This is a genomic window from Xenorhabdus bakwenae, from assembly GCF_030272115.1.
Lineage (GTDB): Bacteria > Pseudomonadota > Gammaproteobacteria > Enterobacterales > Enterobacteriaceae > Xenorhabdus > Xenorhabdus bakwenae.
Genome location: NZ_CP119194.1, coordinates 3,023,644 through 3,039,373, shown reverse-complemented (window position 1 = coordinate 3,039,373; position 15,730 = coordinate 3,023,644). Strand labels below are relative to the sequence as shown.

General features: G+C 46.6%; 8 protein-coding genes, 1 tRNA gene, 3 rRNA genes and 2 pseudogenes. 8 read left to right on the top strand and 6 right to left on the bottom strand.

Features of this window, described 5'->3' with window-relative positions; genetic code table 11:
* The first annotated feature begins 72 nt into the window (after nucleotides 1–72).
* From PXH59_RS15280 to trpS, 5 genes and pseudogenes are all read left to right on the top strand, one after another.
* Nucleotides 73–1,023, top strand: a complete 951-nt coding sequence (locus PXH59_RS15280) for an SPOR domain-containing protein (protein WP_285809029.1) — start codon at nucleotides 73–75, stop codon at nucleotides 1,021–1,023.
* An 89-nt stretch (nucleotides 1,024–1,112) separates the two neighbouring features.
* Nucleotides 1,113–1,928, top strand: a pseudogene (gene dam / locus PXH59_RS15275) (adenine-specific DNA-methyltransferase); the annotation flags it as partial.
* A gap of 58 nt (nucleotides 1,929–1,986) precedes the next feature.
* The gene (gene rpe / locus PXH59_RS15270) at nucleotides 1,987–2,661 is read left to right on the top strand and encodes a ribulose-phosphate 3-epimerase (RefSeq protein WP_285809028.1); all 675 of its coding nucleotides are present in this window, start codon (nucleotides 1,987–1,989) and stop codon (nucleotides 2,659–2,661) included.
* Nucleotides 2,661–3,383 (top strand): phosphoglycolate phosphatase, encoded by a 723-nt coding sequence (locus PXH59_RS15265; RefSeq protein WP_285809027.1) that lies wholly within the window; start codon nucleotides 2,661–2,663, stop codon nucleotides 3,381–3,383. Before rpe ends, PXH59_RS15265 begins: the two co-directional genes overlap by 1 nt.
* Before the next feature lie 4 nt (nucleotides 3,384–3,387).
* Nucleotides 3,388–4,422, top strand: coding sequence for a tryptophan--tRNA ligase (gene trpS / locus PXH59_RS15260; RefSeq protein ID WP_285809026.1), 1,035 nt, complete (start codon nucleotides 3,388–3,390; stop codon nucleotides 4,420–4,422).
* A 60-nt stretch (nucleotides 4,423–4,482) separates the two neighbouring features.
* Here the strand turns inward: trpS and yiiM are convergent, their stop codons facing one another.
* Both yiiM and sodA read right to left on the bottom strand, forming a co-directional pair.
* The gene (gene yiiM, locus PXH59_RS15255; RefSeq protein WP_285809025.1) at nucleotides 4,483–5,154 is read right to left on the bottom strand and encodes a 6-hydroxyaminopurine reductase; all 672 of its coding nucleotides are present in this window, start codon (nucleotides 5,152–5,154) and stop codon (nucleotides 4,483–4,485) included.
* A 129-nt stretch (nucleotides 5,155–5,283) separates the two neighbouring features.
* Entirely contained in the window at nucleotides 5,284–5,910 is a 627-nt protein-coding gene (sodA, locus tag PXH59_RS15250) for a superoxide dismutase [Mn] (RefSeq protein WP_047766347.1), read from the bottom strand.
* 381 nt (nucleotides 5,911–6,291) lie between these two features.
* Between sodA and acs the strand changes: the two are divergent.
* From acs to actP, 3 genes and pseudogenes are all read left to right on the top strand, one after another.
* Nucleotides 6,292–8,248, top strand: a pseudogene (gene acs, locus PXH59_RS15245) (acetate--CoA ligase).
* Nucleotides 8,249–8,387: 139 nt separating this feature from the next.
* Complete coding sequence (locus PXH59_RS15240) at nucleotides 8,388–8,699, top strand: DUF485 domain-containing protein (protein WP_285809023.1); 312 nt, start codon at nucleotides 8,388–8,390, stop codon at nucleotides 8,697–8,699.
* A complete protein-coding gene (gene actP / locus PXH59_RS15235) occupies nucleotides 8,696–10,345 on the top strand; it encodes a cation/acetate symporter ActP (RefSeq protein WP_285809021.1) in 1,650 nt (549 codons plus the stop codon). The genes PXH59_RS15240 and actP overlap by 4 nt, the downstream gene beginning before the upstream one ends.
* A 79-nt stretch (nucleotides 10,346–10,424) precedes the next feature.
* Here actP and rrf read toward each other — a convergent pair.
* The 4 genes from rrf to PXH59_RS15215 all read right to left on the bottom strand — a co-directional run bounded on the left by rrf (nucleotide 10,425) and on the right by PXH59_RS15215 (nucleotide 15,427).
* Nucleotides 10,425–10,540: ribosomal RNA gene (rrf, locus tag PXH59_RS15230) — 5S ribosomal RNA — on the bottom strand.
* Between the two features lie 79 nt (nucleotides 10,541–10,619).
* Nucleotides 10,620–13,531 (bottom strand): 23S ribosomal RNA (locus PXH59_RS15225).
* Nucleotides 13,532–13,722: 191 nt separating this feature from the next.
* Nucleotides 13,723–13,798 (bottom strand) — tRNA-Glu (locus PXH59_RS15220).
* Nucleotides 13,799–13,884: 86 nt separating this feature from the next.
* Nucleotides 13,885–15,427: ribosomal RNA gene (locus tag PXH59_RS15215) — 16S ribosomal RNA — on the bottom strand.
* Together the 16S, 23S and 5S rRNA genes with 1 tRNA gene alongside form the textbook arrangement of a ribosomal RNA operon.
* Between the last annotated feature and the right edge of the window lie 303 nt (nucleotides 15,428–15,730).

The window sequence follows — 15,730 nt, the reverse complement described above, 5'->3', positions numbered from 1 at the left end:
CGGTTTTAGTTAGGTCAGACTGCCAAACCTCTTCAATAACAATTGGCAGAACTATCTCTGTTAGGAGGGCATGTGGACGAATTAAAATCAGAAAACAAACAAAAAACAGAAAGTGAATTAAAGCCTGATACTTCTGATCGCAATCTTCAGCGCTCCAGAAGCCAGTTCAATCAACCTAAGCTCGCAATATCCCGCCAACAAATAATGATTGGTGTTGGTATTCTGGTACTTTTGCTTCTGATTATTGCTATCAGCTCCGCATTGAAATCACCCACTGAGCATGAAAAACAGCAATCACAGCACAATGCCTCGGAAAAGAGTATTAACCTTTCTGGTTCTGGTTCTTCTTCACTTTCGACCAATTTCCCTGACAGCGAGCAAGAAAACCCGTCAGAACCAACAACTCATGGCGCACGTGAAATCAGTCCGCCACCAATTAATAGTACGCCAAGTAAAGATCTTCCTGCCGAAACTGGGACGGGGGGCTACAACCAGCGCATAGAGTTACCCGGTGATATTACTGATGCTTTAAATCAACAACAAAGCACCATTAATCATTCTGTGCAAAACAATCTGACACAACCGCAGGCCAAACCCACTAAACCAACGGTAACATCACCTGTTGAGCCAAGCAAACCAGAGAAGGTTACGCCACCCAAAATAGAGAATAAGGCCAAAGGAGACAATCACGCCAAAGCAGCTGGTCAATATCAGGCCAATAAAAAGAGCGTCGCCGATGCTGGGGGTGATTTGCTGAAAGCACCCGCAAATCGATTCACACTACAATTGAGTAGTGCCGGCCGTTCTGATACCTTAAGCGCCTTCGCGGAAAAAAATAACATTATAAATTACAAGGTTTATGAAACTAAACGCGATGGAAAAACATGGTTTATCTTGATCCACGGTAGTTATCGTTCTGTTTCTGATGCTAAAAGGGCCATTTCCTCACTGCCTGCTGAAGTTCAGGCTAAAAAGCCTTGGGTCAGAAAACTACAACAAGTTCAGCAAGATCTGAAAAAATAAAACTATTTTGATTAGGCGCTGATATGCTGTCCTAAACAGAGTACAATCTGCGGCTCTGAAATTATTGAATAACTAATTTGACGGCATGAAAAAAAAAACGCGCTTTCTTAAAATGGGCCGGTGGAAAATACCCCTTAGTAGATGATATTAAACATTATCTACCAGAGGGCGATTGCTTGATTGAGCCATTTGTTGGCGCAGGCTCGGTATTTCTCAATACCGATTATGATTTTTACATTTTGTCAGATATCAATAACGATCTGATCAATCTGTACAATGCCGTAAAATCTCGTGCGGATGAATTTATTAGTCATGTCCGTCCATTATTTTCATCGGAGTTCAACACTGCCGAAAACTTCTATCGCCTGCGAGAAGAGTTTAACAAAAGCAATGATCCCTTTCGCCGCAGTATGCTGTTTCTTTACCTGAATCGCCACTGCTATAACGGCCTTTGTCGCTATAATTCACGAGGTGAATTTAACGTTCCTTTTGGCCGCTATAAAAAGCCTTATTTTCCTGAAAATGAGCTTTACTGGTTTGCTGAAAAGTCCCAAAAGGCAACATTCATCTGCCAACATTACGAAATAGCATTGAATAATGCTTCAACGGGTTCGGTGGTTTATTGTGATCCTCCGTATGCCCCGCTTTCGGCTACGGCCAATTTTACCGCCTACCATACAAATAGCTTTAACCTTCTCGATCAGGAAAAGCTAGCACATATCGCCTATTATATCTCGTCTCAAAAAGACATTCCGGTGCTCATATCTAACCATGACACACCGATGACACGAGAATGGTATCATCAGGCTTCCCTTTACATTGTTAAAGCCCGCCGGACAATCAGCAGAAATATTCTTGCCCGCAGTAAAGTTGATGAACTTTTGGCGTTATACTGCCAGAAGTGATTAAGGTTTCCAGTCCCTGAAATAACGGGGATAAAACAATGAATTGGAGAAGATAACAATGAAGAAAGACTTTCTGATTGCCCCATCCATTCTATCCGCAGATTTTGCCCGATTAGGTGAAGATACCGCTAAGGTTCTGGCAGCAGGCGCTGATGTTGTGCACTTTGATGTTATGGATAACCATTACGTGCCAAATTTGACGATTGGTCCAATGGTCTGTCAGGCACTGCGCGACTATGGCATTACTGCGCCCATTGATGTTCACCTAATGGTAAAACCGGTTGATCGCATTATTCCTGATTTTGCCAAGGCGGGTGCAACCTATATTACTTTCCATCCCGAAGCGAGTGAGCATGTCGATCGCACACTGCAACTTATCAAGGAACATGGCTGCAAAGCGGGTTTGGTCTTCAACCCAGCAACACCGCTTAGCTATCTTGATTATGTATTAGATAAGTTGGATGTGATTCTGTTGATGTCTGTTAACCCAGGTTTCGGTGGTCAGTCTTTTATTCCTGAAACACTGAAAAAATTGCATCAGGTACGCAAAATCATTGATGACAGCGGATACGATATCCGTCTTGAAGTTGATGGTGGTATCAAACCCAATAATATTGCTGAGGCGGCTCAAGCTGGCGCAGATATGTTCGTTGCTGGCTCTGCTATTTTCAGTCAGCCAGATTATAAAGCAGTTATTGATGAGATGCGCCGCGAATTATCGAAGGTAGCATAATGAAAAATGACGTCGTAAAAGGAATTCGTGCCATTGCATTTGATTTGGATGGCACACTGGTGGACAGTGCCGGCGGTCTGGCCGATGCTTTGGATCAGGCTCTGATGGCCAAAGGCTTACCCGCTGCGGGCAAAGAACACGTCACCGTCTGGATAGGCAATGGTGCTGATGTCATGGTTGAACGCGCATTAAAATGGGCTGGAGCAGAACTGTCTGCCAAATTGCATAGTGAAACACGCAAGCTGTTTGATACATTTTATGAAACCAGTGTAACCACAGGCAGCCAACTGTTTCCCCAGGTAAAAGAGACCTTGGCAGAACTGGCAAAACACCATTTGCCGATGGCGATTGTTACGAACAAACCCACCCCTTTTATTGCTCCATTGCTGGAATCATTAGGTATCAGTGAATATTTTTCATTAGTACTGGGTGGTGACGATGTTAAAGAGAAAAAGCCTCATCCCGCACCACTCTATCTAACAATGGGTATGTTTGGTTTGCATAAAGAAGAATTGCTTTTTGTTGGTGATTCCCGTAATGATATTTTGGCGGCACAAGCCGCCGGTTGCCCGTGTATTGGCTTAACCTATGGATATAACTATGGCGAGTCGATAGCATCAAGCCACCCAAATTATGTATTGGACCATTTTTCGGATTTACTCCCAATTATTGGACTATCCACTTTGAACCCGTTATCCAGTCTGAAAATACAGGAAGCTTAATAAAATGAATGAACCCACTGCAATAAAACCAAACTCCCAAAAACCTATTGTATTCAGCGGCGCACAACCCTCCGGTGAATTGACCATCGGTAACTATATGGGGGCGTTACGTCAGTGGGTTAAAATGCAAGATGAATACGATTGCATCTATTGCATCGTTAACCAGCATGCCATTACTGTGCGTCAAGATCCCAATGAACTGAAAAAACGCACGCTGGATACGCTGGCACTTTACCTTGCCTGTGGTATTGACCCAAAGAAAAGCACCATCTTCGTTCAGTCACATGTTCCACAACATTCCCAGTTAAGCTGGGTGCTGAACTGCTACACTTATTTCGGTGAACTTAGCCGCATGACCCAGTTCAAGGATAAATCAGCCCGTCATGCAGAAAATATCAATGCCGGCCTGTTTGATTATCCGGTTCTAATGGCTGCTGATATTTTGCTTTATCAGGCTAATCAGATCCCTGTGGGTATTGACCAAAAGCAACACCTTGAATTAACCCGTGATTTGGCGCTGCGGTTTAACGCTTTATATGGCGATATTTTCACTGTTCCAGAGCCATTCATTCCGACAGGTGGCGCACGCGTAATGTCATTGCAAGATCCGAGCAAGAAAATGTCGAAGTCGGATGATAACCGCAATAACGTCATTGCCCTGCTGGAAGATCCTAAATCCGTCGTCAAGAAAATTAAACGTGCGGTTACCGATTCTGATGAGCCACCTTGCGTACGTTATGATCAGGAAAACAAACCCGGCGTTTCCAACTTACTGGATATCCTCGCGGGTGTAACAGGTAAAACTATTCCTGAATTAGAAGCCGAGTTTACCGGTAAAATGTACGGCCATTTGAAAGGAGCCGTCGCAGAGGCTGTCAGTGAAATGCTGACAGGCTTACAGGAACGTTTCCATCATTTCCGTAACGATGACGCCTTACTTAACCAAATCATGGCAGAAGGTGCGGCAAAGGCTCAGGCTCGTGCCCAGGCAACCCTGGATAAAGTCTATGAAGCGGTAGGTTTGATTGCTCATCCGTAACAGCTGACCTTAGATGAATGCCAAAGGGGATCCCATTCTCCCCTTTGGCATATAGATTCCTTAATGACCCAATAAACGACGATTAAAATCCTCGATTTTTCCATGCAATATGCGCTTTTGCATCGTTAGATTCCAACTGGCAGACAGCCCAGCTGCCCCCATTAAACGCCGAAACAGCTCTTCATCAAATGGATTATGAAAAGCAATGGAAATGGCTTCCTTAACAGAAACATCGCTATTACGGCTTAACAGTTTTATCGGTTCACCAGCATTAACCAAACCCGGAGAGATAACACGATATAACCAGCCACAGCGCCCATTACTTTGCATTATCGCAGCAAACTCACTGATATTTGTAATAAAATTGAGTTTATAACAAGGAGAGCGTGGTTGAGTTACTTGAATCAGAGCTTCATCCCATTGGAAAATATCACCAATATAGACATTATCTTCTGTCATTCCTTCTGTGGATATATTCTCACCAAACAAGGGAGAGACAAATAATTCCATCAATTCAGGAAATTGCCTTTTCCAAAATAGGTAATGTTCTCTTGGATAATGGCAAAGTGCACGATCAGCGCCACCATGAAAACGAGTTTCCGCTTGTTCATCGCCTTCTAACCCAAGAGAGGTTAGCTGTAAACGACCATTCACCACCAGTTTATTGATCGCACTGAAACCCAGTGTTTCTGACGATGATATTTTGCCTCTATATATTTGTGGATAATACATTCTTTATTCCCTCTCAATGAGCTGGTGAAGATGAACACGTATTATCCTGGCATAATAGCCAAGATTACAGGCAATAAAAATGCTGGTCACAGCGATGACCAGCATTCTTGTGAAAAAATAATTGAAAGATTATTTCGTTTTTTCTTCGTAACGTTTTGCCGCTTCATCCCAGTTGACTACATGCCAAAATGCTTTGATGTAATCAGGGCGGCGATTCTGATATTTCAGGTAATAAGCATGTTCCCATACATCCAGACCCACAATCGGGTAACCAGAAGCACCGGCTATTTCTTCACCCATCAGTGGGCTATCCTGATTGGCTGTTGAAACAACTGCAAGTTTGCCATCTTCTTTCAGTACCAACCAAGCCCAGCCAGAACCAAAGCGAGTTGCTGCCGCTTGTTCAAATTTTTCCTTGAAACTGTCGATACTGCCAAAATCACGCTCAATCGCGGTTTTCAAGGCACCATCCAAGACTGTACCTAATTTTAAACCCTGCCAAAACAGGCTATGGTTTGAGTGACCACCTGCATTGTTGCGAATAAAAGTGCGTTTATCGGCTGGAATTTTATCAAGCTGCTGAATGAGATCATCGATATCAAGTTTGCTTAATTCCGGGAAGGTTTCCAGAGCAGTATTCGTGTTAGTAACATACGTCTGATGGTGTTTAGTATAGTGAATTTCCATCGTTTGTTTATCGAAATGAGGCTCTAGCGCATCATAGGAGTAAGGTAGAGAAGGCAATGAATGGCTCATATCATATCTCCAGTTATTTAGAATTTAGAATATATAAAGCTCACACCTTGTGAACAACATGATTATTATAGTGAATTGAACAATAATGAAAATGATTATCAATTCCATGTTATTACTATGGTTTCCTTTATACATTCACGTTTCATGCCTCCTCATAGATAAAAATATCAATAATAAACTTAAATAACAGAATATAAATCCAATAAAAATAATAAACTCATTACTTAGTATTGCTTAATATCTACAGCATTAAATGATCATTCCATAAAATTCATTCTCTTTATTGCGTGATCTTCCGCGCAAAAAAGAAACAAAAACTCTTCTCATACTTTAGTTAACCTTGTTTTGACATAGTATTAACAATTGCAAGGAGATAAAAATATGACTCAAATAATCAAGCATCTTATTCCTGCTGATATTGCAGATACAGCCCTGATAAGCAAGCAACAGTACCTACATGACTATCAAAGGTCATTGCAAGACCCAGAGGGCTTCTGGGGTGAAAAAGGTAAAGTAGTTGACTGGATTAAGCCTTACACCAAGGTCAAAAATACCTCTTTCGATCCTGGGCATATCAGCATCCGTTGGTTTGAAGATGGCACCCTGAACTTAAGTGCCAACTGTCTTGATCGCCATTTGCAAGAGCGAGGTGATCAAACCGCCATTATATGGGAAGGAGATAATCCCGCAGAATCCCGCCATGTTACCTATCGAGAATTACATCATGACGTCTGCCAATTTGCTAATGTGTTGAAAAAACTGGGGATCAAAAAAGGCGATGTTGTTGCTATCTATATGCCAATGGTGCCAGAAGCCGCCGTCGCAATGTTGGCCTGTGCCCGTATCGGAGCGATCCATTCCGTCATTTTTGGTGGTTTCTCTCCTGATGCCATCGCGGGCCGAGTTATCGATTCCAACGCTAAACTCGTGGTTACCGCAGATGAAGGCTTGCGAGCGGGCCGCACAATCCCATTGAAAAAAAATGTCGATGAGGCTCTGAACCATTCTGACGTGACTAGTGTAACTAATGTGGTTGTTTTCAGACGTACCGGAAATACCAAAAACTGGAATGACAATCGTGATTTATGGTGGCATGAACTGACCGAGAGTGTGAGTGCTGAGTGTCCTGCTGAAGAAATAGGTGCCGAAGATCCATTATTCATTCTTTATACTTCAGGCTCTACAGGTAAAACCTAAAGGTGTCCTGCATACGACTGGTGGTTATTTAGTCTACGCGTCTTTAACGTTTAAATACACGTTTGATTATCGACCGGGGGAGATTTACTGGTGTACAGCCGACATAGGCTGGGTAACAGGGCATAGCTACCTGCTATATGGACCTTTGTCTTGTGGTGCCACGACGCTAATGTTTGAAGGTGTCCCCAACTATCCCGATGTTAACCGTCTTTGTCAGGTGGTTGATAAGCATAAAGTGAATATTCTTTATACTGCGCCAACCGCCATCAGGGCATTGATGGCCGAAGGTGATAAAGCCATAGAAGGAACTAAGCGTACGTCATTGCGCATTATGGGTTCTGTGGGCGAACCCATTAACCCAGAAGCATGGGAATGGTACTACAAAAAAATAGGCAACAGTAAATGTCCTATCGTAGATACATGGTGGCAAACCGAAACCGGTGGATTCATGATCACACCGCTACCAGGCGCTACCGATCTCAAAGCAGGCTCCGCCACTCTGCCATTTTTTGGTATTAGTCCGGCCTTGGTTGATAATTCTGGAGAAATTTTAGCGGGTGTGAGTGAAGGCAACCTAGTTATCACGGATTCCTGGCCAGCACAGGCACGAACTTTGTATGGCGATCATGAGCGTTTTGAACAGACTTATTTTTCCACTTTCAAGGGAATGTATTTCAGTGGCGATGGCGCTCGACGTGATGAAGATGGCTATTACTGGATCACTGGCCGTGTTGATGATGTTCTGAATATTTCAGGCCATCGTTTGGGAACCGCAGAAATTGAATCAGCCTTAGTTGCATACCCCAAAATCGCTGAAGCTGCTGTTGTTGGTATCCCCCATCATATCAAAGGACAAGCTATTTACGCCTACGTCACGCTAGTTCATGGTGAAGAGCCTTCCCCTGAATTGTATACCGAGGTCAGAGATTGGGTTCGTAAAGAAATCGGCCCAATTGCAACGCCTGATATCCTTCATTGGACAGACTCTCTGCCCAAAACACGTTCCGGGAAAATTATGCGGCGTATTTTGCGCAAGATTGCTTCTGGTGATACCAGTAACTTAGGAGATACCTCCACGCTGGCCGATCCGGGAGTTGTTGAAAAACTGCTGGAAGAAAAGCAATCCATCAATATGTCGTAAAACATATGCGCCGTCGTAAGGCGGCCTGATAACGCATCACCAAAAGTGCGGAGCCGTACAGGGACCTGGCTAATAGTCAAATTCCCTCGGATATGGTGGGCTTAAGGTGTGACGTTTAAAATCAACAGGAGATACTCCAATGAGTGACGGCATTTATCAAGAGATTGAAAATAATCCCCGCTTTAAGGAGTTAGTTAAGAAGCGAGGGCGTTTTGCCTGGCAGTTATCCATCATTATGTTAGTGCTTTATGTTAGTTTTATTTTCCTTATTGCTTTTGCTCCTGAATGGCTTGGGACACCACTTCATGAAAACACCAGTATGACACGGGGAATTCCTGTAGGAGTTGGGATCATTTTCATATCTTTCATACTGACCGGAATTTATGTAATCAGGGCGAATGGTGAATTTGATCGTCTGACGTCAACTATTCTCAACGAGGTGAGAAAATGAAAAAAATCGTATTACTATTTTCTTTCCTCTTCCCTATCCTAGCTCAAGCAAATACCATTTCAGGTAATGTAGAAAAACAACCGTTGAATATTCAGGCAATTATCATGTTCCTGTTATTCGTCGGGTTAACGCTTGGTATTACTTACTGGGCTTCAAAGCGGACTATTTCACGTTCAGATTACTATACCGCTGGCGGACGTATTACTGGTTTCCAGAATGGTATGGCAATAGCAGGTGACTATATGTCAGCCGCCTCGTTTCTGGGAATTTCAGCGTTAGTTTATACCTCTGGCTATGATGGGTTGATCTATTCCATTGGCTTTCTCGTTGGCTGGCCAATAATTCTATTCCTCATTGCCGAAAGATTAAGAAATTTGGGGCGTTACACCTTTGCGGATGTCGCTTCTTATCGGCTGAAGCAACGTCCCATCCGTACCTTATCCGCAATGGGTTCGTTAGTTGTTGTTGCGCTATATCTAATAGCTCAGATGGTCGGAGCCGGAAAACTGATCGAGTTGCTATTCGGATTAAATTATTACGTCGCTGTTGTCTTGGTCGGTATTTTGATGGTGCTTTATGTCTTATTTGGCGGAATGCTGGCGACAACATGGGTTCAGATTATTAAAGCAATTCTGTTGCTGGCAGGAGCAACATTCATGGCTTTGATGGTCATGAAAGTAGTTAATTTCAATTTTCATACCCTGTTTAAAGAAGCCATTGCGGTACATTCTCTTGGGCCTGCCATTATGAGTCCTGGCGGATTGGTATCAGATCCTATCTCTGCACTCTCTTTAGGATTGGCATTGATGTTCGGTACTGCAGGATTACCCCATATTGTCATGCGGTTTTTTACCGTCAGTGATGCTAAAGAAGCCCGTAAAAGTGTTTTCTATGCAACAGGCTTTATCGGCTATTTTTATATCCTGACGTTTATTATCGGATTTGGTGCAATTCTATTGGTCAGCGCCAATCCTTCTTTCAAAGACACAACTGGCACATTAATTGGTGGTACAAATATGGCTGCTGTCCATCTGGCAAATGCCGTTGGCGGTGATTTTTTCCTTGGTTTTATCTCTGCTGTTGCTTTTGCCACTATTTTAGCTGTAGTAGCCGGGTTAACATTAGCAGGCGCTTCCGCAGTATCCCATGATCTCTATGCCAATGTGATTAAACGGGGAAAAGCTAATGAGCGAGATGAGCTAAAAGTCTCCAAAATTACCGTCGTTATTCTGGGAGTGGTTGCCATTGGCTTGGGTATTTTATTCGAAAAACAAAACATTGCCTTTATGGTCGGTTTGGCTTTCTCCATTGCCGCAAGTTGCAATTTCCCTATTATTTTATTGTCTATGTACTGGAGCAAGCTGACTACACGTGGAGCGTTAGTTGGCGGATGGTTGGGGTTACTGACAGCAGTTGTATTAATGATTCTAGGCCCTACGATCTGGGTTAGCATTCTTGGTCATGAGAATCCAATTTATCCTTATGAATACCCAGCTCTGTTTTCCATGTTTATCGCATTTATCGGAGCTTGGTTATCTTCGATTACCGATACTTCGGCACAAGGAATGCAGGAAAGGGAAATGTTTCGCAGTCAGTTTATTCGTTCACAAACGGGTATTGGTATGGAACAAGGAAAAGTGCATTAACTTATGGTTAATTATTTCGGTTTTTCCTAAACGCAAAAAAAGCCATCCGGTGACGGATGGCTTTTCTGACTAAATGAATGTCTGGCAGTGTCCTACTCTCACATGGGGAGACCCCACACTACCATCGGCGCTACGGCGTTTCACTGCTGAGTTCGGCATGGGTTCAGGTGGTCCCACCGCGCTATTACCGCCAGACAAATTCTGTCTTCAATCCCGAACAAGCTGTTTTTTATTCTGAAACCCTCTCAAATCCCCAAAACACCTTCGGTGTTGTCAGGTTAAGCCGCACGGCTCATTAGTACCGGTTAGCTCAACGTCTCGCAACGCTTACACACCCGGCCTATCCACGTCCTCGTCTCGGACGGTCCTTCAGTACCCTCAAAGGAGTAAGGGAAGACTCATCTTAAGGCAAGTTTCCCGCTTAGATGCTTTCAGCGGTTATCTCTTCCGCACTTAGCTACCGGGCAATGCCATTGGCATGACAACCCGAACACCAGTGGTGCGTCCACTCCGGTCCTCTCGTACTAGGAGCAGCCCCTTGCAATCTTCCAGCGCCCACGGCAGATAGGGACCGAACTGTCTCACGACGTTCTAAACCCAGCTCGCGTACCACTTTAAATGGCGAACAGCCATACCCTTGGGACCTACTTCAGCCCCAGGATGTGATGAGCCGACATCGAGGTGCCAAACACCGCCGTCGATATGAACTCTTGGGCGGTATCAGCCTGTTATCCCCGGAGTACCTTTTATCCGTTGAGCGATGGCCCTTCCATTCAGAACCACCGGATCACTATGACCTGCTTTCGCACCTGCTCGAGCTGTCACTCTCGCAGTCAAGCTGGCTTATGCCATTGCACTAACCTCCTGATGTCCGACCAGGATTAGCCAACCTTCGTGCTCCTCCGTTACGCTTTGGGAGGAGACCGCCCCAGTCAAACTACCCACCAGACACTGTCCGCAACCCGGATAACGGGCCGGCGTTAGAACATCAAACATTCAAGGGTGGTATTTCAAGGATGGCTCCGTGCAGACTGGCGTCTGCACTTCACAGCCTCCCACCTATCCTACACATCAAGGCTCAAGGTTCAGTGTCAAGCTATAGTAAAGGTTCACGGGGTCTTTCCGTCTTGCCGCGGGTACACTGCATCTTCACAGCGAGTTCAATTTCACTGAGTCTCGGGTGGAGACAGCCTGGCCATCATTACGCCATTCGTGCAGGTCGGAACTTACCCGACAAGGAATTTCGCTACCTTAGGACCGTTATAGTTACGGCCGCCGTTTACTGGGGCTTCGATCAGGAGCTTCTCGCCAGGCGATAACCCCATCAATTAACCTTCCAGCACCGGGCAGGCGTCACACCGTATACGTCCACTTTCGTGTTTGCACAGTGCTGTGTTTTTATTAAACAGTTGCAGCCAGCTGGTATCTGCGACTGGCCTCAGCTCCGGACGCTCGGTCCTTCACCTAACGCCAGCGTGCCTTCTCCCGAAGTTACGGCACCATTTTGCCTAGTTCCTTCACCCGAGTTCTCTCAAGCGCCTGAGTATTCTCTACCTGACCACCTGTGTCGGTTTGGGGTACGATGAGCACTAATCTGAAGCTTAGGGGCTTTTCCTGGAAGCGGGGCATCAGCAACTTCAGCACCGTAGTGCCTCGTCATCGTGCCTCAGTGCTGTGGATAACCGGATTTGCCTGATTATCCCACCTACACACTTAAACCGGGACGACCGTCGCCCGGATTGCCTAGCCTTCTCCGTCCCCCCGTCGCAATTATTGCCCGTACAGGAATATTAACCTGTTTCCCATCGACTACGCTTTTCAGCCTCGCCTTAGGGGTCGACTCACCCTGCCCCGATTAACGTTGGACAGGAACCCTTGGTCTTCCGGCGAGCGGGTTTTTCACCCGCTTTATCGTTACTTATGTCAGCATTCGCACTTCTGATACCTCCAGCAAACCTCACAGTTCACCTTCAACGGCTTACAGAACGCTCCCCTACCCAGCAACACATTCGTGTCGCTGCCGCAGCTTCGGTGCATGGTTTAGCCCCGTTACATCTTCCGCGCAGGCCGACTCGACCAGTGAGCTATTACGCTTTCTTTAAATGATGGCTGCTTCTAAGCCAACATCCTGGCTGTCTGAGCCTTCCCACTTCGTTTCCCACTTAACCATGACTTGGGGACCTTAGCTGGCGGTCTGGGTTGTTTCCCTCTTCACGACGGACGTTAGCACCCGCCGTGTGTCTCCCGTGATAACATTCTTCGGTATTCGCAGTTTGCATCGGGTTGGTAAGTCGGGATGACCCCCTAGCCGAAACAGTGCTCTACCCCCGAAGATGACTTCACGAGGCGCTACCTAAATAGCTTTCGGGGAGAACCAGCTATCTCCCGGTTTGATTGGCCTTTCACCCCCAGCCACAAGTCATCCGCTAATTTTTCAACATTAGTCGGTTCGGTCCTCCAGTTAGTGTTACCCAACCTTCAACCTGCCCATGGCTAGATCACCGGGTTTCGGGTCTATACCCTGCAACTTAACGCCCAGTTAAGACTCGGTTTCCCTGCGGCTCCCCTATACGGTTAACCTTGCTACAGAATATAAGTCGCTGACCCATTATACAAAAGGTACGCAGTCACCCTGATAAATCAGGGCTCCCACTGCTTGTACGTACACGGTTTCAGGTTCTCTTTCACTCCCCTCGCCGGGGTTCTTTTCGCCTTTCCCTCACGGTACTGGTTCACTATCGGTCAGTCAGGAGTATTTAGCCTTGGAGGATGGTCCCCCCATGTTCAGACAGGATATCACGTGTCCCGCCCTACTCTTCGAGCTCACACAACACACCACTTCGGATACGGGGCTTTCACCCTTTACTGCCGGCCTTTCCAGACCGTTCTCCTGAGGCGTGTCATGCTGATGGCTCTGGGCTCCTCCCCGTTCGCTCGCCGCTACTGGGGGAATCTCGGTTGATTTCTTTTCCTCGGGGTACTGAGATGTTTCAGTTCCCCCGGTTCGCCTCATTAACCTATGGATTCAGTTAATGATGATGCAACGAATTGCACCGGGTTTCCCCATTCGGACATCGCCGGCTGACAGCGCTTCATATCAGCTCACCGGCGCTTTTCGCAGATTAGCACGTCCTTCATCGCCTCTGACTGCCTAGGCATCCACCGTGTACGCTTAGTCGCTTAACCTCACAACCCGAAGGTGTCTTCGGATTGACGGGTCTGAGAGACTCACCCGTGCTGATGAATTCATCGTCACGGGCTGTTTCAAATTTTCAGCTTGTTCCAGATTGTTAAAGAGCTAATATTGCTAAACCGACGCGCACGTCCGCTTAACAATATTTCAGTGGCACCGTCTTTCACCCGATACCTGAGCAAGATGGCGTCCCCTAGGGGATTCGAACCCCTGTTACCGCCGTGAAAGGGCGGTGTCCTAGGCCTCTAGACGAAGGGGACTCAAAGTCTTCTTCGCAGACGCTTGCTCTGCTTTATTTCATCAGACAATCTGTGTGAGCACTGCTACAAAAACTACTATCTTTCGGTAAGGAGGTGATCCAACCGCAGGTTCCCCTACGGTTACCTTGTTACGACTTCACCCCAGTCATGAATCACAAAGTGGTCAGCGCCCTCCCGAAGGTTAAGCTACCGACTTCTTTTGCAACCCACTCCCATGGTGTGACGGGCGGTGTGTACAAGGCCCGGGAACGTATTCACCGTAGCATTCTGATCTACGATTACTAGCGATTCCGACTTCATGGAGTCGAGTTGCAGACTCCAATCCGGACTACGACAGACTTTATGAGGTCCGCTTGCTCTCGCGAGGTCGCTTCTCTTTGTATCTGCCATTGTAGCACGTGTGTAGCCCTACTCGTAAGGGCCATGATGACTTGACGTCATCCCCACCTTCCTCCGGTTTATCACCGGCAGTCTCCCTTGAGTTCCCACCATCACGTGCTGGCAACAAAGGATAAGGGTTGCGCTCGTTGCGGGACTTAACCCAACATTTCACAACACGAGCTGACGACAGCCATGCAGCACCTGTCTCACGGGTCCCGAAGGCACTTCCGCATCTCTGCAGAATTCCGTGGATGTCAAGAGTAGGTAAGGTTCTTCGCGTTGCATCGAATTAAACCACATGCTCCACCGCTTGTGCGGGCCCCCGTCAATTCATTTGAGTTTTAATCTTGCGACCGTACTCCCCAGGCGGTCGATTTAACGCGTTAGCTCCGGAAGCCACAGCTCAAGGCCACAACCTCCAAATCGACATCGTTTACAGCGTGGACTACCAGGGTATCTAATCCTGTTTGCTCCCCACGCTTTCGCACCTGAGCGTCAGTCTTCGTCCAGGGGGCCGCCTTCGCCACCGGTATTCCTCCACATCTCTACGCATTTCACCGCTACACGTGGAATTCTACCCCCCTCTACGAGACTCTAGTCAACCAGTCTTAGATGCCATTCCCGGGTTAAGCCCGGGGATTTCACATCTAACTTAATTGACCGCCTGCGTGCGCTTTACGCCCAGTAATTCCGATTAACGCTTGCACCCTCCGTATTACCGCGGCTGCTGGCACGGAGTTAGCCGGTGCTTCTTCTGTGGGTAACGTCAATCACAGGGTGTATTCAACCCTGTGCCTTCCTCCCCACTGAAAGTACTTTACAACCCGAAGGCCTTCTTCATACACGCGGCATGGCTGCATCAGGCTTGCGCCCATTGTGCAATATTCCCCACTGCTGCCTCCCGTAGGAGTCTGGGCCGTGTCTCAGTCCCAGTGTGGCTGGTCATCCTCTCAGACCAGCTAGGGATCGTCGCCTAGGTGAGCCATTACCCCACCTACTAGCTAATCCCATCTGGGTTCATCCGATGGTGTGAGGTCCGAAGGTCCCCCACTTTGCTCTCTCGAGGTTATGCGGTATTAGCCACCGTTTCCAGTGGTTATCCCCCTCCATCGGGCAGATCCCCAGACATTACTCACCCGTCCGCCGCTCGCCGGCAAAGAAGCAAGCTTCTTCCCGCTGCCGCCCGACTTGCATGTGTTAGGCCTGCCGCCAGCGTTCAATCTGAGCCATGATCAAACTCTTCAATTAAAGTGTTTGATGCTCAAAGAATTCTGACTGTCCGTTCATAATGAATTAACTGCTCAGTCACTCTTCAAGACTGTTTTAATCTTTTTCGCCTTTCGGCGTCAGATAGTGTCTTGTGAGTGCCCACACAGATTGTCTGATTAATTTGTTAAAGAGCGTTGGCAACCGGAAGTACCTTCCGGGTTGCGAGGCTGCGTATCTTACGCTTTTCGCCTCGAGAGTCAAGCGATTATTTTCGCTTTTCTCTCACTGTCCTTCGCGGTCTGTTTCAGCTCAGCGCCGGTCAGTGGTGGCGCATTATAGGGG

Excerpts from the sequence above, each read along its gene's own strand:
- sodA (WP_047766347.1), bottom strand. The coding sequence starts at position 5,910 with ATGAGCCATTCATTGCCTTCTCTACCTTACTCCTATGATGCGCTAGAG.
- yiiM (WP_285809025.1), bottom strand. The coding sequence starts at position 5,154 with ATGTATTATCCACAAATATATAGAGGCAAAATATCATCGTCAGAAACA.
- actP (WP_285809021.1), top strand. The coding sequence starts at position 8,696 with ATGAAAAAAATCGTATTACTATTTTCTTTCCTCTTCCCTATCCTAGCT.
- PXH59_RS15265 (WP_285809027.1), top strand. The coding sequence starts at position 2,661 with ATGAAAAATGACGTCGTAAAAGGAATTCGTGCCATTGCATTTGATTTG.
- PXH59_RS15240 (WP_285809023.1), top strand. The coding sequence starts at position 8,388 with ATGAGTGACGGCATTTATCAAGAGATTGAAAATAATCCCCGCTTTAAG.
- trpS (WP_285809026.1), top strand. The coding sequence starts at position 3,388 with ATGAATGAACCCACTGCAATAAAACCAAACTCCCAAAAACCTATTGTA.
- rpe (WP_285809028.1), top strand. The coding sequence starts at position 1,987 with ATGAAGAAAGACTTTCTGATTGCCCCATCCATTCTATCCGCAGATTTT.